Origin of the sequence: Novosphingopyxis sp. (assembly GCF_965218915.1) — a bacterium.
Classification (GTDB): domain Bacteria; phylum Pseudomonadota; class Alphaproteobacteria; order Sphingomonadales; family Sphingomonadaceae; genus Novosphingopyxis.
In genome coordinates this window covers 2,011,451-2,029,914 of sequence record NZ_OZ244708.1, presented here as the reverse complement: position 1 = coordinate 2,029,914, position 18,464 = coordinate 2,011,451, and the positions used below count along the sequence as shown (strand labels likewise).

The 18,464-nt window shown below is 63.8% G+C and carries 19 protein-coding genes, 1 tRNA gene and 1 pseudogene; 7 read left to right on the top strand and 14 right to left on the bottom strand.

The features are described from left to right. Positions 1-70: 70 nt before the first annotated feature. Positions 71-976: a HEPN domain-containing protein gene (locus ACOQPC_RS09420; RefSeq protein WP_420605481.1), complete on the top strand. Its 906-nt coding sequence runs from the start codon at positions 71-73 to the stop codon at positions 974-976. Positions 977-978: 2 nt separating this feature from the next. On the opposite strand, the gene ACOQPC_RS09415 is transcribed toward ACOQPC_RS09420, so the two are convergent. Then, positions 979-1,305, bottom strand: coding sequence for a conjugal transfer protein TraD (locus ACOQPC_RS09415; RefSeq protein WP_420605480.1), 327 nt, complete (start codon positions 1,303-1,305; stop codon positions 979-981). Then, positions 1,232-1,555 (bottom strand): conjugal transfer protein TraD, encoded by a 324-nt coding sequence (locus tag ACOQPC_RS09410; RefSeq protein ID WP_420605479.1) that lies wholly within the window; start codon positions 1,553-1,555, stop codon positions 1,232-1,234. Before ACOQPC_RS09410 ends, ACOQPC_RS09415 begins: the two co-directional genes overlap by 74 nt. 171 nt (positions 1,556-1,726) lie before the next feature. Between ACOQPC_RS09410 and ACOQPC_RS09405 the strand changes: the two are divergent. Next, positions 1,727-1,963: pseudogene (locus ACOQPC_RS09405) on the top strand (MobA/MobL family protein); the annotation flags it as partial. 74 nt (positions 1,964-2,037) lie between these two features. On the opposite strand, the gene ACOQPC_RS09400 reads toward ACOQPC_RS09405, so the two are convergent. Beyond that, a protein-coding gene (locus ACOQPC_RS09400; RefSeq protein WP_420605478.1) for an IS3 family transposase occupies positions 2,038-3,389 on the bottom strand; the annotation gives its coding sequence in 2 pieces (ribosomal slippage) (positions 2,038-3,053 and positions 3,053-3,389; 1,353 coding nt in all). A 65-nt stretch (positions 3,390-3,454) separates the two neighbouring features. On the opposite strand from ACOQPC_RS09400, the gene ACOQPC_RS09395 reads away from it, so the two are divergent. Then, positions 3,455-3,808 (top strand): M48 family metallopeptidase, encoded by a 354-nt coding sequence (locus tag ACOQPC_RS09395; RefSeq protein WP_420605477.1) that lies wholly within the window; start codon positions 3,455-3,457, stop codon positions 3,806-3,808. 217 nt (positions 3,809-4,025) lie between these two features. Here ACOQPC_RS09395 and ACOQPC_RS09390 read toward each other — a convergent pair. The 6 genes from ACOQPC_RS09390 to ACOQPC_RS09365 form a co-directional block, all read right to left on the bottom strand. Then, positions 4,026-4,101, bottom strand: a tRNA-Lys gene (locus ACOQPC_RS09390). 108 nt (positions 4,102-4,209) lie between these two features. Next, positions 4,210-5,334 (bottom strand): rod shape-determining protein RodA, encoded by a 1,125-nt coding sequence (gene rodA / locus ACOQPC_RS09385; protein WP_420605476.1) that lies wholly within the window; start codon positions 5,332-5,334, stop codon positions 4,210-4,212. After that, on the bottom strand, positions 5,331-7,280 hold the full coding sequence (mrdA, locus tag ACOQPC_RS09380; protein WP_420605475.1) for a penicillin-binding protein 2: 1,950 nt from the start codon (positions 7,278-7,280) through the stop codon (positions 5,331-5,333). The genes rodA and mrdA overlap by 4 nt, the downstream gene beginning before the upstream one ends. Next, positions 7,277-7,828 carry a rod shape-determining protein MreD gene (locus ACOQPC_RS09375; protein WP_420605474.1) on the bottom strand — a complete coding sequence of 184 codons (552 nt, stop codon included), beginning with the start codon at positions 7,826-7,828 and terminating at the stop codon, positions 7,277-7,279. The genes mrdA and ACOQPC_RS09375 overlap by 4 nt, the downstream gene beginning before the upstream one ends. Positions 7,829-7,837: 9 nt before the next feature. Then, entirely contained in the window at positions 7,838-8,746 is a 909-nt protein-coding gene (gene mreC, locus ACOQPC_RS09370; protein ID WP_420605473.1) for a rod shape-determining protein MreC, read from the bottom strand. Positions 8,747-8,780: 34 nt separating this feature from the next. Beyond that, a complete protein-coding gene (locus tag ACOQPC_RS09365) occupies positions 8,781-9,821 on the bottom strand; it encodes a rod shape-determining protein (RefSeq protein WP_420605472.1) in 1,041 nt (346 codons plus the stop codon). A 139-nt stretch (positions 9,822-9,960) separates the two neighbouring features. Between ACOQPC_RS09365 and mutL the strand changes: the two genes are divergently transcribed. From mutL to ACOQPC_RS09350, 3 genes are all read left to right on the top strand, one after another. Beyond that, entirely contained in the window at positions 9,961-11,865 is a 1,905-nt protein-coding gene (mutL, locus tag ACOQPC_RS09360; RefSeq protein ID WP_420605471.1) for a DNA mismatch repair endonuclease MutL, read from the top strand. Between the two features lie 115 nt (positions 11,866-11,980). Continuing rightward, complete coding sequence (locus ACOQPC_RS09355) at positions 11,981-12,475, top strand: hypothetical protein (RefSeq protein WP_420605470.1); 495 nt, start codon at positions 11,981-11,983, stop codon at positions 12,473-12,475. Positions 12,476-12,554: 79 nt separating this feature from the next. Then, positions 12,555-13,163, top strand: a complete 609-nt coding sequence (locus tag ACOQPC_RS09350; protein WP_420605469.1) for a hypothetical protein — start codon at positions 12,555-12,557, stop codon at positions 13,161-13,163. Positions 13,164-13,169: 6 nt separating this feature from the next. Here the strand turns inward: ACOQPC_RS09350 and ACOQPC_RS09345 are convergent, their stop codons facing one another. Further along, on the bottom strand, positions 13,170-13,628 hold the full coding sequence (locus ACOQPC_RS09345; RefSeq protein ID WP_420605468.1) for a MaoC family dehydratase: 459 nt from the start codon (positions 13,626-13,628) through the stop codon (positions 13,170-13,172). Positions 13,629-13,668: 40 nt separating this feature from the next. Beyond that, positions 13,669-14,838 carry an ectonucleotide pyrophosphatase/phosphodiesterase gene (locus tag ACOQPC_RS09340; protein WP_420605467.1) on the bottom strand — a complete coding sequence of 390 codons (1,170 nt, stop codon included), beginning with the start codon at positions 14,836-14,838 and terminating at the stop codon, positions 13,669-13,671. 236 nt (positions 14,839-15,074) lie between these two features. Between ACOQPC_RS09340 and ACOQPC_RS09335 the strand changes: the two genes are divergently transcribed. Further along, positions 15,075-16,217 (top strand): WD40/YVTN/BNR-like repeat-containing protein, encoded by a 1,143-nt coding sequence (locus ACOQPC_RS09335; RefSeq protein WP_420605466.1) that lies wholly within the window; start codon positions 15,075-15,077, stop codon positions 16,215-16,217. A gap of 29 nt (positions 16,218-16,246) precedes the next feature. Here the strand turns inward: ACOQPC_RS09335 and ychF are convergent, their stop codons facing one another. The 3 genes from ychF to ACOQPC_RS09320 form a co-directional block, all read right to left on the bottom strand. Beyond that, positions 16,247-17,347, bottom strand: a complete 1,101-nt coding sequence (gene ychF, locus ACOQPC_RS09330) for a redox-regulated ATPase YchF (protein ID WP_420605465.1) — start codon at positions 17,345-17,347, stop codon at positions 16,247-16,249. A 132-nt stretch (positions 17,348-17,479) separates the two neighbouring features. Continuing rightward, the gene (gene pth, locus ACOQPC_RS09325; protein WP_420605464.1) at positions 17,480-18,049 is read right to left on the bottom strand and encodes an aminoacyl-tRNA hydrolase; all 570 of its coding nucleotides are present in this window, start codon (positions 18,047-18,049) and stop codon (positions 17,480-17,482) included. Positions 18,050-18,081: 32 nt separating this feature from the next. Then, complete coding sequence (locus ACOQPC_RS09320; RefSeq protein ID WP_420605463.1) at positions 18,082-18,459, bottom strand: hypothetical protein; 378 nt, start codon at positions 18,457-18,459, stop codon at positions 18,082-18,084. Positions 18,460-18,464 lie beyond the last annotated feature (5 nt).

Here is an 18,464-nt window from a genome sequence, read left to right as displayed (position 1 = left end):
AATCCCACATCGCGCGGCCAGCAGCGCGGCTCTTGTCAGGGGCGTCGGCAATGCCGACACGTCTGACGCGATGAAATCCGAAATCGATCATCTGCCCGAAGCACAGCGGCGCGAACTGGCGCAGGTGCAGCGCATCTTGATGGAGGAGTTTTCGGCGGAAATTGCCACGGCGACGAAACCCGAGAAGCGCAACGGCAAAATCTACAAGATCATCCTCTTCGGCAGCTACGCACGCAACGATTGGGTCGATGAACCGGAGAACGGCTACCAGTCCGACTATGATCTACTGATCGTCGTCAGCCATGCCGACCTTACCGACGTCGCCGACTATTGGTACATCGCCGAGGACAAAATCCTACGTGACCCGTCGATTGCGCGTCCGGTGAATATCATCGTACATTCGCTCGACGAGGTGAACCAGGCCCTCAAGCGCGGCGAGTATTTCTGGGTCGATATCGCGCGCGACGGTATCGCGCTTTACGAATTGCCGTGCCATTCTTTGGCGACGCCGATGCCGCTGACGCCGAGCGACGCTTATCGGATGGCGCAGGATTATTTTGATTTCTGGATGCCGCTGGCCGATCACGCGCAATTCCTATCGCGAACCAGCATCGAGAACGGGGTTTTGCGTGACGCGGCATTCATGTTGCATCAGGCGACCGAGCGACTCTACATCTGTTTCCTGCTCGTCCAGACGCTTTATTTCCCGCGCTCGCATAACATCAAGTTTTTGCGGTCGCTGGCCGAAGACAAGGAGCCGCGCTTGATCGAAGCGTGGCAGCGCGCAACGCGACTCGACCGCAGCAGGTTCGAGCGATTGAAGCGCGCCTATGTCGAAGCGCGCTATTCGGCGAGCTATTCGATCACCGCCGACGATCTTGCCGAAATTGCCGTTGCGATCGAGCGGTTCGGCGAGTGCGTCAGGCTCGTATGTGAGGAACGGCTGACAACCTTGCGCCACGCCGCCGTCATCTGACATCAGTCATCAGTCGCGTCGCCCATCTCGGGATCGACGTTCGCAAATTGACGTTTGCCGCGCCGCCGCCACAACAAGAGGCATAGATCGCGCTCGTCGCTTCGCAGGCGGGCCGCGACTTCGGACAACGCACCGAAAAGCACCGAGCGGTCGTCATCGGTCAGTTCGATCAGTCCGGCTTTGGCGACGAGGCCGCCAAGCTCGATCAACTGGCGGGTGCGTTCGCGGCGTTTCACTTGCCAGTCGCGACAATCGTCACGCGCGCGCTTCGCCAGCAGCCGGTTTCGCATCACTGCCATCCGCTTGCTTGCTGCCTGCACCGCGATCATTCCTGCCCGCAGATTTTCGCGCCGTCCGTTGAAAGAACGCCGTGCCGCGTTTGCGCCAGCCCTCCACAATGCCCGCGTCCTTTACCTCGGTCGCGGCCAGCAGCACTCCGGCGAGCAGATCGATCGGCAGCGCGTCGGCCCCGGTCGCGATAACCAGTTCGCCAAGCTGGGCGAGCTTGCGTTCTTTCAGAAGCTTTGCCCGATCGTTGAGCGCCTTCATTTCCGAATCAAAGTCGCGGGGTTTACGCATAACATGGTCCTCGATTGAGTATCGACGACGGACCAGTTATCGGGTGTATCGATCAGGCTCAATGCCGTGAAATGTCTTGGGATTAACCGGTCCCGAGATAGATGAAATCTTTCGAGGGCGCGCTTATACGTCGTGCCGACGTGCGCTTTCAGGTGTAAGTGGATTGCCGTCATGGCGATCTACCACTTCGCTGCCAAAGTCATTTCCCGCGCTGCCGGATCGAGCGCGGTCGCTTCCGCTGCCTATCGTTCGGCGTCCCGGCTGCACGATGAGCGGATCGACCGACACCATGATTTTTCGAACAAGGCGGGCGTCGTTCATTCCGAGGTGATGCTGCCGAACGGTGCGCCTGAGCACCTGTCCGACCGCGAACGGCTCTGGAACGAGGTCGAAGCAGGCGAGAAACGTGTCCGTCGTCAGAACATTTGGCACAACTCGCGTTGTAAATTAGCGGAGCGTGGGCCTCGTCGGGGGTTTGATGTTTAGGCGGCTATCTTGCGGTGCTGCAAGCGCCGATGTTCGATGGTCTTTCGTTTGATCCTTTCTCGCTGTTTGATGATGGCTGCGGCCCTGCCGAAGTAGGCGTCGGCGGGCGTCACGTTGTCCAGGCTTTCATGGTAGCGCTGGTGGTTGTAATGCTCGACGAACGCCTCGATCTGCTGCTCCAGATCGCCGGGCAGGAAGTAGTTCTCCAGCAGGACGCGGTTCTTCAGGGTCTGGTGCCAGCGTTCGATCTTGCCCTGGGTCTGCGGATGGAACGGCGCGCCGCGAACATGGCTCATGGCGTTCGCCTTGATGTAATCGGCCAGTTCGTCGGCGATGTAGCTCGGACCATTGTCGCTCAGCAGCCGTGGGCGGTGCCGAACATTGGCCGACAAGCAGCCTGACGCCGCCAATGCCATATCCAGTGTATCGGTGACGTCCTCGGCCTTCATCGTGCTGCACAGCCGCCAGGCGATAATGTAGCGCGAGTAATCGTCCAGCACGGTCGAGAGATACATCCAGCCCCAGCCGATGATCTTGAAGTAGGTGAAGTCGGTCTGCCACATCTCGTTCACCCGGGTCGTCTGGGTGGGGAAGCGATCGGCAGCTTTGATCACGACGTAAGCGGGGCTGGTGATCAGATCATGGGCCTTCAGCAGGCGGTAGACCGTCGCCTCGGAGACGAAGTAGCGCCGTTCGTCGGTGAACCGCACCGCCAGCTCGCGCGGGCTCAGCTCGGACTGCTCCAGCGCCAGTTCGATAATCTGATCCTGGATCTCGCTGGGCACGCGGTTCCACACCCTGCTTGGCGCCGACGGCCGATCGGTGAGCCCCTCCGGGCCACCATCACGGTATCGGTCATACCAGCGGTAGAAGGTCCGGCGTGGGATGCCCAGCTGGTCCAGCGTGCGCTTTGCTGGCAGATGCGACTGCTCGACCAGCCTGATGATCTCCAGCTTCTCGGTGGCAGGATACCTCATTCTTGGTCTCCCCCATCCGCCATCATGCTTTTTTTAAGCAGGCGGTTCTCCAGCGTCAGGTCGGCGACGCATTCCTTCAGATCGCGGGACTCGCGGCGCAGATCCTTCACCTCGTCGGTCGTCGCCGCACGCGAAGTATCGCCAGCGAGGCGCCGCTTGCCGGCCTCCATGAACTCCTTGGACCAGGTGTAATACAGGCTCTGGGCGATGCCTTCCTTGCGGCACAGCTCAGCAATGCTGTCATCGCCGCGCAGGCCTTCCAGCACCACACGGATATTGTCCTCGGCTGAGAAGTGCCGACGCGTCGCCCGCCGGATGTCTTTTACCACCTTCTCGGCGGTGGCTTTGGGCTTTGAGGATTTGGGTCTCATCTTCGTTCCTTCGTCACTACGACGAGACCCAAATCCTCCTTAAATCACAACCGCAAATCTGTGCCATGGGTGCTGACGGCGGACAATTGCTGAAACATTGGTATGGCTTACAAAGCCACCGGATTTTCCCCGCACGCGTCGCTGCGACTGCACCACCGTTCTTGCGCCTCGGTGTCAGACCGCCACGTCTTATAATTCGGGCAATGTCGCAGCGCTGGGGTAGTTTTACCGCTAAAGGAAACCTTGTGTTGAACAGCGAGCTTGCGCAGGCGTCGCCTCATCTTATCGACTATGTGGTTGCTCACGAGCTGGCACACGCGCTCCACCCCGACCATGGTTCAGGTTGGCAATCGCTGCTGACACTAGCAATGCCAGATTGGCGGCAACGAAAGGATGAGCTGGAGCTTCAGCTCCTCTGATTAAGCGATGGGTTGCATTTTCGATACGCCCGCGCTGCCACAGGCCACCAGATGTTCGCGATAATGTTCGCTGATCTGGCAGAGGATAAGACGCGGTGAGCAGCCACGGCAAAAAAGATCGCACCTATCGAACGTTACCTAAGCTGTTACCTAGCCGGCAAACGCAAAACGTAAGCATCTTACGAATGCCTCTATGTCGTTGAAAAACATAGAGAAATGGTGGACGCACTTGGGCTCGAACCAAGGACCCGCTGATTAAGAGTCAGCTGCTCTACCAACTGAGCTATGCGTCCGCATGGCCGCGGCGCCCTGGGGGGCGCGGCCTTGAAGGGGGCATTTGGTTGACGGGCGGCTCTTTGTCAAGCGCCGCCTCGCGCAGCCACCAACGCAAATCGCCGGCGCTAGCCGAATGCGCCGCCGCGGCGGCCGGGCTTGCGGTCGACCGCCATAATCAGGCCGATGCAGATCATGATGGTGAGCATGGAGGAGCCGCCATGGCTGAGGAAGGGCAGCGGGATACCGACCACCGGGGCCAGCCCCATCACCATCATCAGGTTGATCGCGACGTAGAAGAATATGGTGGTCGTCAGCCCCGCCGCGACCAATTTACCGTAGCGGGTGTTGGCGCGCAGCGCGACGCGAAAGCCCCAACTAAACAGCAGCGCGAAACCGATCAGGATGGCCAGCCCGCCCATCAGCCCCCATTCCTCGGCCATGGTGGCGAACACGAAATCGGTATGGCCCTCGGGCAGGTAATCGAGATGGCTCTGCGTGCCGTTGAGGAAGCCCTTGCCCCATAATCCGCCCGACCCGATGGCGATCTTCGACTGGCTGATATGATAGCCGGCGCCCAAGGGATCGGCGGCGGGGTCTAGAAAGGTGGTGACGCGGCCGCGCTGATAATCCTCTAGTACGAAGAAATAGGCGAGCGGCGCGATCACTGCGATGGCAGCGCCCGCGCCGACGAACAGCCGCATCGGCAGGCCGGCCATGAACGCGACCACGACCCCGCCGGCGATGATCGTGATGGTGGTGCCGAGATCGGGCTGCAGCAGCACCAGCGCGCTGGGAAAGCCCATGAGGACGAGCGGCGGCCAGATCGCGTCGATGGTGTAGAGCTTGCTCGGCGGCAGCCGATCGAAAAACAGCGCAACGGCGAGCACGATGGTGGGCTTCATCAATTCGGACGGTTGCAGCGTGATAATCCCCAAGTTCAGCCAGCGCTGGCTGCCCCCGCCGATCTGCCCGAGCAGTTCGACCAGCACCAGCATGGCCAGCACCGCGCCGTAAATCGGGAAGGTTACCTTCTTCCAGAAATCGGGCGAAAATCGGGAAATACCGATCGCAAGGCCCAGCGCCACCAGGAAGCGGACGAGATGCGGCGCGGCCCAGGGCATGAAGCTGCCGCCCGCCGCGCTGTACAGCACCACGCCGCCGAAACCGGCCAGGCAGAACAGCAGGAACATCAGCTTCCACGGGAGCTGGGCAATCGGCGCGGGGACGATGGCGTTGGGGCGCGTGCTCATGTCGTCTGCTCCGCCTTTTCCGGTTCGGCGATGATCTCGCCGGAATCGCGCGCACGGAACAGCGCGAGGTCGCGGGCCATACGCTGCTCGATATCGCCGCCCCACTGCTGTTCCAGGCCAAGCAGCGAATCCATCGCCTTGCGCTTGTCGTAGAGATAGGTGAGCACGTCGCGCGCCACCGGATAGGCCGAGCCCGAACCGCCGCCATGCTCGATCACCGCGGCGCAGGCATAGCGCGGGTTGTCAAACGGGGCGAAGCAGATGAACAGCCCGTGGTCGCGATATTTCCAGCGCGTGTTCTTGCCGTCGCCGCGCGACAGCGAGACGACCTGCGCGGTACCGGTCTTGCCGGCCAGCAGCACATTGTCGATCGGCAGCCGCGCGCGGCCGGCGGTACCGGGGCCGTTGACCACATCCTTCATGGCGCTGCGGACATAGGCGATATCCTCATCCGGAAAGCCCAGGCTTTCCGGCGCCGGCGCGGCGTCGTCCATGATCAGATGCGGCATCAGCTTCTTGCCGGTGGCGAGACGTGCCGCCATCACCGCCAGCTGCAGCGGATTGGCCAGATAATAGCCCTGGCCGATGCTGGCGTTGACCGTGTCGTAGGTCTGCCAGGATTGGCCATATTTTTCCATCTTCCAGCTCGGGCTGGGCACCGTGCCGTAGAACTGGCTGGTGACCGGCAAAGGGAACTGATGCCCCATGCCCAACGTATGTGCGAAAGCGGCGACTTTTTCAAAGCCGACCTGCTGCGCGAAATGATAGAAATAGCTGTCGCAGCTCTGATAGATGCCCTTGGCCATATTGACCTGACCGTGATTGCCCCAGCAATTGAAGAAACGATTGCCGATGCGCCGACCGCCGCCGCAGATGATGCTGTCGGTCGTTTTAACGCCCGCTCGCAGGAACGCCATCGCATGCATCGGTTTGACCGTCGATCCGGGCGGGTAGAGCCCTTTCAGCGTTTTGTTGCGCAGCGGGACATGGTCATTGCCCTGCAGCCAGGCATATTCGCTCACCCCGATGCCGTCGGAAAAGCTGTTGGGATCGAAGCTGGGCATCGACGCCATGGTCAGGATGCCGCCGGTTTGGCAGTCGATCACCACCACCGAGCCCGATTCCTGGCCCAGCCGACGCGCGGCATAATGGTGCAGGTCGATGTCCAAGGCGAGCTGAATCGGTTTGCCCGGCACGTCCGACCGGGTGGTCAGCTCCTGCACGATCTTGCCGGTAGCGGTCACTTCGACGCGCTTGGCGCCGGGCTTGCCCTTCAGCCGGTCCTCGAATGCGGCTTCCAGCCCGTCCTTGCCGATCTTGAACCCCGGCGTGATGAGCAGCGGGTCCTTGCTCTTCTGATATTCTTCCGCGTTGGCGGTGCCGACATAGCCGATCAGATGGCCGACCGCGGCGCCCGCGGGGTAGCGGCGCGAAAAGCCCTGGCGCGGCGAAACGCCGGGCAGGTCGGGCAGGCGCACCGACACCGCGGCGTAGCGCTCCCAGTCGAGCCCGGAGGCGATCTGGACCGGTTGAAAACCTGTATTCTTGTCCAGATCGGTATTGATCCGGGTGACCTCTTCGTCGGTCAGCGTCAGCAAGTTCGCCAGTTCGCTTACCGTTGCCTGCCGGTTCTGCAATCGTTCGGGGATGATATCTACGCGGAAATCGGCGCGGTTGTCGGCGATCGGCTTGCCATAGCGATCGATGAACCAGCCGCGCCGCGGCGGCAGCAGCGTCAGGTTGACGCGGTTGCTTTCGGACATGAGCTTGTAGCGCTCGTTCTCGGCTACCGCGATATAGGCCATCCGGCCCACCAGCGCGAGGCCGAGCGCGCCCTGCACCCCGCCGATGAACATCGCGCGGCGGGTGAAGGTGAAATCCTGCTGCGCGCTGTTGATCGTTTTGTGAGGCTTGGTGTGTTTGTTGCCCCGCCCGAACTTGATCATGCCGCCAGCCGCCAGCGATCGAGCGCCGAGACAAGGCGGGCAAGGATCGGAAAACCGAATATCGTCAGCAAGATTTGCGGCACCAGCGGCTCCAGCCCGGCCGGCTCATAGACCAGCCCCACGATCAGCATGCCCCCGACGATGGCGAATATAAGGCAAAGCGCGGCGACAAGCCAGTCCTGCCAGTAGTCGCGCCAGTTGGTGCGATCGTTGATCAGGCTGAGCGCGATCACCACCGCCGACCACAGGAACACCGCGCTGCCGACCGGCTGGCCGGAAAACATATCGTCGAACAGGCCGAGCGGGAAGCCGATCCACAAGGGCCACAGCACGGGCCGGAGCTGGCGCCAGGCGACCAGCATCATCAGGCCCAGCGGTGGCAGCAGCGGCAGGCTCGGCAGGATCGGCAAGGTGGTGACCAGCGAGGCGATCAGCACCGAGAGGATGGGGACGAGATTGGCCTTTAGCGGCGAGTTGCGGCGGTACAGGCGCGAGCGATAACGCCGCCTTCTGGCCTGCGGATAGGACTTGATGACTTTATTCTTCACGCGCTCACCTCAGGGCCCCGGCGAGTCGATCTGAGGCAGATCGCCCGGAGCTTGGGCCGCCGCCGTGGGCGTCTCGGCCGGCACGAACACGCGCTGGACCATGGCGTAGCTGGTATCGGCGGGCTGCGCGAAGGGGCGGGCAATCGCGCCGTCGGGTGTCAGGCGCAGCACCTGCGCCACCGGAATGTCGGGCGCGTAAAGCCCGCCATTGCCGCTGGTCACCAGCACGTCGCCCGCGCGAAACGGATTCTGCCCGGCATTGATTGCGCGGATTTCGACATTGCCGTCGGCAAGGCCGGTCGAAAAGGCGGGCAGGCCGTCGCTCGCGCGGCGCACCGGCACGACATTTTCCGGATCGGTGATCAACAGGATCGTCGCCGTGCCCGGTCCGACATCGAGGATGCGGCCGACCAGCCCCTTGGGACTGCGCACCGGCTGGCCCGGGCCGATACCGCGGCGCGAGCCGATCGAGAGCGTGGCGAGGCGCCGGGTGGACGAGGCGCTGGAGCTGATCACCCGGCCGACCGCGACCTCTTCGGCGTTCGCCTGCGTCAGGCCCAGCATTGCGCGCAGCCGCTCGATTTCGCGCTCCTGCGAGCGCGCCTTGATCAGCTCGGCGCGATAGGCGTCGACCTGGCGCTGAAGCTCGTCATTCTTACGTCCGGCATTGACATAGGCGGCGATCGCGCCGCCTACGCCGCCGACCGCGCGGCGTCCGCCGTCGACGCCCTCGGCGACCGGTGCGGTGGCTTCGCGCCCGATCGACTTCAGCGCGGAAAAACCGGCCGGGTCGATCAGTGAAATGGCGAGCAGCAACAACCCGCCCAGCGCGCCGACGACGGCCAGGACATATCCGGCAAAAATGCCATATTGCGCCTTGCGGGAAAAACCCGGACGCCGGCCTAGCGGCGGGGCCATGATACTACTCCCCTGTACGTTACGCGGACCTGGCTCAGGCGGTGGTCAGAACCCCCCGGAAGATCGGATCCTCCATCGCGCGCCCGGTGCCGATGGCGACGCAGGTGAGCGGATCCTCGGCGACGGTAACGGGAAGACCGGTTTCGTCGCGCAGCTGCTCGTCGAGACCCGCCATCAGCGCGCCGCCACCGGTGAGCACGATGCCCTGATCGACGATGTCGGCGGCCAGTTCCGGCGCGGTGTTTTCCAGCGCGATGCGCACGCCCTCCACGATCGTGCCGATCGGTTCGGCCAGCGCCTCGGCGATCTGGCCCTGATTGATGGCGATTTCCTTGGGCACGCCGTTGACCAGATCACGCCCCTTGATGTGGATGGTCTGGCCGATGCCGTCGGCGGGCGCGCGGGCGATGCCATATTCCTTCTTGATCCGCTCGGCCGTGGCCTCGCCGATCAACAGGTTGTGGTGGCGACGGACATAGGAGACGATCGCCTCGTCCATCTTGTCGCCGCCGGTGCGCACCGAAGTGGTGTAGGCCAGGCCGCGCAGCGACAGCACGGCGACTTCGGTGGTGCCGCCGCCGATATCGACGACCATCGAGCCGATCGGCTCGGTCACCGGCATGTCGGCGCCGATCGCCGCGGCCATCGGTTCCTCGATCAGGAATACCTCGCTTGCCCCCGCATTGCTCGCCGCGTCGCGGATCGCGCGGCGCTCGACCGAAGTCGAGCCCGAGGGGACGCAGATCACGATCTCGGGATAGCTGAACATGCGGCGCTTGCCGTGGACCTTGGTGATGAAATGCTTGATCATCTGTTCGGCGACGTCGATGTCCGCGATCACGCCGTCGCGAAGCGGGCGGATCGCCTCGATCGAATCGGGGGTCTTGCCCATCATCATCTTGGCGTCGTCGCCGACGGCGCGAACTTTCTTGATGCCTTGAACCGTCTCGATCGCGACCACCGACGGCTCGTTCAAGACGATGCCCTGACCGCGGACATAGACCACCGTATTGGCGGTGCCGAGGTCGATCGCCATGTCGTGCGAGTTGAATTTGAAGAGCCGGCTGAAAAACATGTCTTGTCCTGTGCCTTGGATGGGCGGGTCCCTGTTGACGGTCCCTATAACAGGATTTCGCCGCCGTTGTGGGCAGCGTAGCATGAAGTCGCGCTATAGGGAGTCGCCTGCTGCGTGCGCTTCGTATAGATCGCCCCCCATGTCAATAAGAAGGCTTCCCGAATCCCTCGTCAACCGCATCGCCGCCGGCGAGGTGGTTGAGCGACCCGCCAGCGCGCTCAAGGAGCTCGTCGAGAACGCCATCGACGCGGGCGCGACGAACATCGCGATCCGGCTGGGCAGCGGGGGTCTTGGCCTGATCGAGGTGGCCGACGATGGCTGCGGCATGAACCGCGCCGAGATGGAACTGGCGCTCGAACGGCACGCCACGTCGAAGCTGCCCGAAAGCCTGCTCGGCGACACCGACGCACTGGAACTCGTCGAAACGCTCGGCTTTCGCGGCGAGGCGTTGCCGTCGATCGCTTCGGTCGCGCGGCTGACAATAGAGAGCCGCCCGTCCGCCAGCGAAGGCAAGGGCGACGACGGCTGGAGCAGGATCGTCGATCATGGCAGGCCGGCAGGCGAGGGGCCGGCCGCGATTCCGCTGGGCACGCGGGTGCGGGTGGAGGAACTGTTTGCCAAGGTGCCCGCGCGGCGCAAATTCCTGCGCACTCCGCGCTCCGAATATGCCGCCGCGCTCGACATCGTGAAGCGGCTCGCGATGGCGCGGCCCGAGATCGGCTTCACGCTCGATCATGACGGGCGGCGCACGCTCGCCGTGCAGCCGGGCATGAGCGGGCCGGAACGCGTCGCCGCGCTGACCACGCCAGGGCTGGCGGAAAACAGCGTGGCCGTCGATCTGGAGCGCGACGGCGTGGTGCTGGGCGGGGTCGCCAGCCTGCCGACCTTCAATCGCGGCGTGGGCGATCATCAATATCTATTCGTCAACGGTCGTCCGGTGAAGGATCGGCTCCTCACCGGCGCGGTGCGCGGGGCCTATGCCGACATGCTGGCGCGCGATCGTCATGCCGTGCTGGCGCTGTTTCTCGACGTGCCGCCGGACGCGGTCGACGTGAATGTCCATCCGGCCAAGACCGAGGTGCGCTTTCGCGATCCGCAAATGATCCGCGGGCTGATCGTGTCCGGGCTGAGGCGCGCGCTGGAGGCGGCGGGGTTCCGCAGCATCAGCCATGCGGCGGCGGGGGCGGAGGCGCTGTGGCGACAGGAGCCGGTGCGCGAGGCTCCGGACGCAACCTTCTTTTCCCCCTCCCGCCTGCGGGAGGGGTTAGGGGTGGGCTTCGGCGGACCCGGCTCAATGCTGGGTTCGGCGACCGCGATGTCGGAGCTCGCTTCGCTCGCGCCCACCCCCGACCCCTCCCGCGAGCGGGAGGGGAGTTCCAGCGCCTTCCACGAACCGCGCACCCCCTTCGCCGCGCCGATGGGCCGCGCTGAAGTCGCGACCGAGGCAGTGCCCGCCGCCGCCAGCCATCCGCTCGGCGTCGCGCGGGGGCAGGTGGCCAAGACCTATATCGTTGCCGAGGCCGAGGACGGGCTGGTCATCGTCGACCAGCACGCTGCGCATGAAAGACTGGTGCTCGAACGAATGCGCGCGATGGCGGGCGAAGGCGACGTTCCGGCGCAGCGGCTGCTGATGCCCGAAGTGATCGAGATCGAGGAAACCGGCTGCGACCGGCTCAAGGCGCGCGCCGAGGAACTCAGCGCCTTTGGGCTCGAGCTCGAGCGGTTCGGCCCCGGCGCGATGCTGGTGCGCGCCGTTCCCGCCATGCTGGGCGACGGCGATGTGCGCGGGCTGATCGAGGATCTGGCAGACGAACTGGCCGCCTATGACGAGGCGCTGAGCCTGAAAGAGCGCATCGATCATGTCGCCGCGACCATCGCCTGCCACGGCTCGGTGCGCGCGGGCCGCGTGCTGGGCGTCGCCGAAATGAACCGCCTGCTGCGCGACATGGAGGCCACGCCCCGCTCGGGCCAATGCAATCACGGTCGTCCGACCTGGGTAAAGCTCGGCCACAACGACATCGAGAAGCTGTTCGGCCGAAAATGAGCGGCGATCGGGTTCTATATTGTCACAATTCCAGTCTATTGGCTCCCGATATCGATAGCAGAAAAGATAGAAACGGAAGGAAGTAATGGTGACAAGCCATTCGAAAATCGTATTTTTGGCGGCGTTCTCACTCGCGCTCGGCGCCTGTTCGGGCGGCGATGACGCGACCGACGCGGACAAGGCCAATCATTACGCGCCCGCCGATGCGCCGCCGACCGCGAAAGAACGGCCGGTTGTGCTGGAACCGCTGGTGTATGCGGACTATGAAAACCGTCTCGATGCGGGGCTGAGCTGCAATTTCACCAGCTCCGACGGGCGCAATCTGTTCGCCGCCAGCGCGCCCGACGACAGCGCGGCCAAGGGCAAGGGGCTGGTGAAAGTGAATGGCGATTTCCGCACGCTGAGGACCGACCGGGTCGGCGGCTATGCACTGCTGCGCGAGGGTGCGTCGTTTCACAGCGGCGGAATCAGCGCTTCGATCCAGCGTGCAAGCGGCGAGGGAAGGCGCGAAGGGGTGGAGTCCACCGTTTGGCCAGCATCGCTGCATGTGGCGATCGAGGACGGACGCGATGTGAGCTATGATGGCGGCCGGTGGAGCTGCGGCGCGTGAACTAGGTCCTGCCCCCTCAGGGCACGCCTCGAACCATCGGCGCTTTAAAAACATGGGCCGGACGGCTATCTCCTGCACTATGAAATATCTTTACGCCATTGCCGCCGCTCCGTTGTTGCTCGCGGCCTGCGCCGATACGGTCCCGGTCGACGAGTTCCAGCCCGATCACAGCGTGGCCGAGCTGGACCAGGTCAATTCGGGCGCGCCCGCGGCGCCGGCTGCGACAAATGCCCGATTACCGCAAAGCGCAGCCGCATCGCTCAATCTGGGGGCGGTGACGAAGGGCGATTTCGGCGCCTCGATCGAGCCGGGTCGCGGCTGCGACTTTACTTCCGCCGCGAACCAGATCCTGCTCGTCGCGGCCGCCCCGCTCGGTGTCAACTCGCGTCCCAGGGCGGTGGTGCGGTTGCCCGGCGGCGTGCAATCGCTCGATGCGATGCGCGACGGCGGCTATAATTATCTCACTGAAGGCCCCGCCTTTCAGAATCGTCAGGGTCTCACCATTACCGTGGTACGCGAGGACAATGTCGCCGTTCCCGCTCCGGTCATGCCGGCGGGAACGCCCACGCCCGGCAGCGCGGCCGCAGGGGCGAAGATGGCCGCGCAGAGCTGGCCCGCGACGATGACGGTCATCACCGAAGGCGCCGAGCAGGAATATCCGCAAGGGGTCTACAGCTGCGGCGGGTGAGGGCGGTTATTGCGCGCTGTCAGGATCGCGCACCTTGATCAGGCCGTTGCTGAGCATGGTCATCACCGGCTCGTCCTTTTGATTGAACGTCGTCTGGCGGCTTTTGGTAATGCCCATGTCGGGCCGGGAGGCGGAGCGGCGCTTCTCGATCAGTTCGCTTTCCACCCGCAATATATCTCCAGGGTAAACCGGGCGCAGCCAGCGCAGTTCGTCGATTCCCGGCGATCCGAGCGAAGCCTGCGCCTCGTTTTTCCAGCTGTCGACCATCATGCGCATCGTCATCGCGCAGCTATGCCATCCGCTCGCCGACAGCCGCCCGAAATAAGTCCCCGCCGCCGCCTCGTCGTCGAGATGGAAGGGTTGCGGATCATAGGCTTCGGCAAAGCGCATCACCTCCTCGCGGGTCACTTCATAGCGGCCGAAGCTGCGTTTGGCGCCGACGATCAGGTCCTCATAATATTGCATGGGCGCGATCCTTCCGAAGAACCGCGGCCGGATGCAAGCATCATTTGCGCACGATCGCCTTGGCCAGCGCGTCGCGACCGTCATTGGCGAGCGGCGTGATGCCGATCAGCCGGGCCAGCAGCGGATAGATATCGACATTGTCGAACGTGCCCGGCGCCTTGCCGTTGATGTCCGGCCCGCTCGCCGCGAACAGCGCCAGCATTTGCGGGTCTTCATTGTCATAACCATGCGCGCCGCCCTTGACGGGATAGGGCGGATCGCCCGCCAATATGGTCCAGCCCGGATCGGCGATGCAGATGATCGCGGCGACGCGCGGGTTTCTGCCATAATGCAGCCGCTCAGAAAGCTTTTCCTTGCGCGCGCAATCCATATGATCGTGTCGTTTCAGCAGCGCGTCATAGACGATGTCGTCGGTGCCCGCGGCGGGCTCGATCGCGGCATAAGGCCCGCCCTCAACCAGGATGAAGCTTTTGAGGTCGAGTATATCGGCGAGTTGGATCACGCGAGCATCGTCGGTCGCGCGCATGCCATGGTCGGCAACGAGGACAAGGTCCGCCTTCACGCCAATAACGCGTAGCCCTTCGCGCAGATAGCCGATCTCGCCGTCGACATCCCTGATCGCGGCGTTGACCTCTTCGCTGTCGGGACCGAAGCGGTGGCCCGCGGTGTCCACGGTATCGAAATAGAGCGTCACGAAGCGTGGACGAATGTCGGCGGGGCGGCGCATCCAGTCCAGCACCGCGTTGACCCGCTGACGCCCGGTCACGTTCTGGTCGAAGCGCTGCCAATCCTGGGGCCGCATTTCGTGGATCGCAACCTCGCTGCCCGGCCAGAACATGGTGGCGGTGCGCACACCCTGTTTTTCGGCGGTGACCCAGATTGGCTCGGCCTCGTCCCACCAGAAAGGATCGAGCGACTGGTGGGGATCGCCCAGGCTGAACATCGCGTTCGGCCGGCGCGGATCGATCATCGTATTGCCGACAATGCCGTTACGATCGGGCCGAAGGCCGGTCACGAGCGTGTAGTGGTTGGGAAAGGTCTTGGTTGGAAAGCTCGGCCGCATCGGAGCGCTGGCGCCTTCGGCCGCGATCGCGGCGATATTCGGGCTGATCCCGCGATCCGAATAATCCGCGCGATAGCCATCGATTGAGATCAGGATCACCGGCGTCTGTGGTTGCTCGGTTTCCGTCCCTTGGGCTTGCGCTCCCAAGGTCTCCGCTCCCTGAGCGAGTGCGGCCTGGGCCAAACACAGCAGGACTATGGCTGCGAGGCGGGGGGCTGCGAGGCGGGGGGCGGCAAAACGGAGATCGGCGAGCATGACCATTCTTATGCCAGCGCTTGGTGACGGACGAAAGTCGCTTGCATGAAAAATAGCGATCCTTGCCGGTTTGCCCATATCATACGCTGTGCTAGCTTAAGGCCAAGTTGAGGAAACGGGAGACGAGAATGCCCTATCGAGCCGTTCGAATTTCGCTTCTGGCGATCGCCATCTTTTGCGGCGGATGCGCTGCTACAGGCGATATGGCGGCGAAGGGTACGGCGGACGCGCCCGCCGCGCCCGAATTCTCCGATGCCGCCATCGCCGCCGCCGCATGGCGGACCTTGCCGACCGAGGCGTTTCGCGGAAAGCGCGATGATATCAGCTTCGCCGATCCGAGGCACGGCTGGTATGGTACCGGGCAAGGCGATCTGTTTGCCACCGGCGACGGCGGCGAAAGCTGGGCGAAGATAAGCTCCCATCCCGGCACCTTCATCCGTGCGCTCGGCTTCGTCGATGCGAACACCGGCTTCATCGGCAATATCGGCCCCGGCTATTATCCCGGCGTAACGGACGATGTGCCGCTCTACCGTACGGACGATGGCGGCAAGAGCTGGACGCCGGTCGATCTCGGCGGCGCGCATGTCGCCGGCATATGCGCGATCGACGTGCTGAAAACGCAGTCGATCTATCAGGGCAGGCTGGAGCCGCGCACGATCATCAGCGCGGCGGGCCGCGTCGGCGGGCCGGCGGGGATGATCCGTTCGCTCGATGGCGGCCGGAGCTGGTCGGTGATCGACATGGGCCCCTGGACGAGCATGATCCTGGACGTGCATTTTTTCGACGCGCAGACCGGCTTCGTCGCCGCTTCCAGCGCCAGCGACGTGAAGACCGCCAACGCGCAAATCCTGATGACGCGGGACGGCGGCGCGCACTGGAGCGAAGTCTATCGCGCCGACCGGCCGGGCGAACTCATCTGGAAGATGTCCTGGCCGACCGAGCGGATCGGCTACGGCACGGTGATGAGCTACGATCAGGACAATCCGCACAAAGTGGTCATCAAGACCGTCGACGGTGGCCTGAGCTGGACCGAAATGCCGTTCGTCGAGGACGGCAAGGCGATCGAACTCGGGATCGGCTTCGTCGATGCGGACCATGGCTGGGTCGGCACGTCGCTCGGTGGATATCAAACCGTGGATGGCGGGGTGAGCTGGACCAAGGCCGCGATTCCGATCTACGCGAACAAGTTTCGCGTCGTGCCGCAGGCGGACAGATCGACGGCGGTCTACAATATCGGCACCGAAGTGCAGATGCTCGCGATCGAACCCTGATCGTAAATCGGACCGCGGCGCGGTTCGCTTCAGACGTTGAACTTGAACAGCATCACGTCGCCGTCCTGCACCAGATAGTCCTTGCCCTCCTGGCGCAGGCGGCCGTGTTCGCGCGCGCCGGCTTCGCCTCGATATTCGACATAATCGGCATAGGCGATGGTCTCGGCGCGGATGAAGCCGCGCTGGAAATCGCTGTGGATTTCGCCCGCCGCCTCGGGCGCGCGCGCGCCCTTGTGCACCGTCCAGGCGCGCGCTTCCTTGGGACCGCAGGTGAAGAATGTCTGCAGGTTCAAAAGCTCGTAGCCGGCGCGGATGATGCGCGCGAGGCCGGTTTCGGTGAGGCCCATCTCGGCGAGGAATTCCAGCTTTTCGGCCATGTCCATGCCGACCAGATCGCTTTCGATCGCGGCCGAGACGATCACCGCCTCGGCGCCCTCGGCCTTTGCCTTTTCGAACACCCGCGCGCTGAACGCGTTGCCCTCGGCGGCGGCGTCTTCCTCGACATTGCAGACGTAGAGGACGGGTTTTGCCGTCAGCAGCTGCGCCTGCGCGAACAGCCGCTTTTCCTCGTCATCGGCGGGCTCGGTGAGCCGCGCGGGCTTGCCATCGCGCAGCAGATCGAGCGCCTTGGTCAGCACGGCGGCGGCGGCCTTGGCCTCCTTGTCGCCCGACTGGCCCTTTTTCTGTAGGCCGGGCACGCGTTTTTCCAGGCTTTCCAGATCGGCGAGCATCAGCTCGGTCTCCACCGTCTCGGCATCGGCGATCGGATCGACCCTGTTCTCGACATGCTGGATGTCGTCGTTCTCGAAGCAGCGTAGCACGTGGACGATGGCATCCACTTCCCGGATATTGCCGAGGAACTGGTTGCCGAGCCCTTCGCCGGTCGAGGCGCCGCGCACCAGCCCGGCGATATCGACGAAGGCGAGCTGCGTCTCGATGATCCTGGCGCTGTTCGCGATGCCCGCAATCGTCTGCAGCCGCGTGTCCGGCACCGCGACCTGGCCGACATTCGGCTCGATCGTGCAGAAAGGATAGTTCGCCGCCTGCGCCGCTTGCGTCTCGGTCAGCGCATTGAACAGCGTGGACTTGCCGACATTGGGCAGTCCGACGATACCGCATTTGAAACCCATGATTTACTCCCTGTCTCCTTTAGGGGAGAGGGCCGGGGAGAGGGGAAGTCTCCGCCGACCCGTTGTTTGATAATGATGTGAAAGGGGGCCGCGCCCCCCTCCCTAACCCTCTCCCCTGAAGGAGAGAGGGAATCAAGCCTGCATCCTCAGCGCCACTTCGTTCATGAACCGCGCATCGTCGCCGCGCGCGAGCCATTCGGCTTCCGCGCCGATCGCGCCCAGCATATCGGCCAGATCGTCCATCTCCACCTTGGCGAAATTGCCCAGCACATGGCCGGTGACGCGTTCCTTGACGCCTGGGTGGCCGATGCCGATGCGCACGCGGCGAAAATCGGGGCCGATATGCGCGTCGATCGAGCGCAGGCCGTTATGCCCGGCATGGCCGCCGCCGGTTTTTACCTTCAGCCGGAATTCCTCGAGATCGAGCTCGTCGTGGAACACGGTGACGTGCGCAGGCTCCAGATTGTAGAAGCGCATCGCCTGACCGACGCTTTGCCCGCTCTCGTTCATGAACGTGGCGGGCTTCAGCAGCAGGATTTTTTCCGATCCGAACCGCCCCTCCACCAGCCAGCCGGCGAACTTTTTCGAAGGCGCGGGGAAATCGTGCAGCTCGGATACGGCGTCCAGTGCCATGAAGCCGATATTGTGGCGATGCAGCGCGTAGCGCGGGCCCGGATTGCCGAGGCCGACCCAAAGCTGCATGATATTTCTCCCGGCTCAGCGGACGGCACGCCTCAACGAGGGGCCGGATCCACGCCCTGGCCCATCTTCTGGGTAGTCTCGTCCACCGCGCTGTACAGCCGCGCGCAGGCCTTGGCCTGCTCCTCGCGCTGCTCGTTCGTCATTTGCGAGACGACGGTGCGGGCGTTGTTGAACAATTGCAGCGCGCCGCGCGTCGAATATTGGCTGACGCGTCCCTGATAGAAGGACATGACCACGTCCAGATTGCGCACGATTACCGCCTTCTGATCCGCCGGAACCTGGTCGTTCGCGATATAGCCCGCGCGGCGCACTGCGAGCAGCACGAAGCAGCTGAAATCGCTCTGCGGCGTGGGCTCGGCGGTCTGCGCCGCGGCGGGCATGGGAACCATGGCGATCGGGGCGGCGAGCATCGCTG

Excerpts from the sequence above, each read along its gene's own strand:
- ACOQPC_RS09420 (WP_420605481.1), top strand. The coding sequence starts at position 71 with ATGAAATCCGAAATCGATCATCTGCCCGAAGCACAGCGGCGCGAACTG.
- ACOQPC_RS09415 (WP_420605480.1), bottom strand. The coding sequence starts at position 1,305 with ATGATCGCGGTGCAGGCAGCAAGCAAGCGGATGGCAGTGATGCGAAAC.
- ACOQPC_RS09410 (WP_420605479.1), bottom strand. The coding sequence starts at position 1,555 with ATGCGTAAACCCCGCGACTTTGATTCGGAAATGAAGGCGCTCAACGAT.
- ACOQPC_RS09395 (WP_420605477.1), top strand. The coding sequence starts at position 3,455 with ATGGGTGCTGACGGCGGACAATTGCTGAAACATTGGTATGGCTTACAA.
- rodA (WP_420605476.1), bottom strand. The coding sequence starts at position 5,334 with ATGAGCACGCGCCCCAACGCCATCGTCCCCGCGCCGATTGCCCAGCTC.
- mrdA (WP_420605475.1), bottom strand. The coding sequence starts at position 7,280 with ATGATCAAGTTCGGGCGGGGCAACAAACACACCAAGCCTCACAAAACG.
- mreC (WP_420605473.1), bottom strand. The coding sequence starts at position 8,746 with ATGGCCCCGCCGCTAGGCCGGCGTCCGGGTTTTTCCCGCAAGGCGCAA.
- ACOQPC_RS09365 (WP_420605472.1), bottom strand. The coding sequence starts at position 9,821 with ATGTTTTTCAGCCGGCTCTTCAAATTCAACTCGCACGACATGGCGATC.
- mutL (WP_420605471.1), top strand. The coding sequence starts at position 9,961 with ATGTCAATAAGAAGGCTTCCCGAATCCCTCGTCAACCGCATCGCCGCC.
- ACOQPC_RS09350 (WP_420605469.1), top strand. The coding sequence starts at position 12,555 with ATGAAATATCTTTACGCCATTGCCGCCGCTCCGTTGTTGCTCGCGGCC.
- ACOQPC_RS09345 (WP_420605468.1), bottom strand. The coding sequence starts at position 13,628 with ATGCAATATTATGAGGACCTGATCGTCGGCGCCAAACGCAGCTTCGGC.
- ACOQPC_RS09335 (WP_420605466.1), top strand. The coding sequence starts at position 15,075 with ATGCCCTATCGAGCCGTTCGAATTTCGCTTCTGGCGATCGCCATCTTT.
- ychF (WP_420605465.1), bottom strand. The coding sequence starts at position 17,347 with ATGGGTTTCAAATGCGGTATCGTCGGACTGCCCAATGTCGGCAAGTCC.
- pth (WP_420605464.1), bottom strand. The coding sequence starts at position 18,049 with ATGCAGCTTTGGGTCGGCCTCGGCAATCCGGGCCCGCGCTACGCGCTG.
- ACOQPC_RS09320 (WP_420605463.1), bottom strand. The coding sequence starts at position 18,459 with ATGCTCGCCGCCCCGATCGCCATGGTTCCCATGCCCGCCGCGGCGCAG.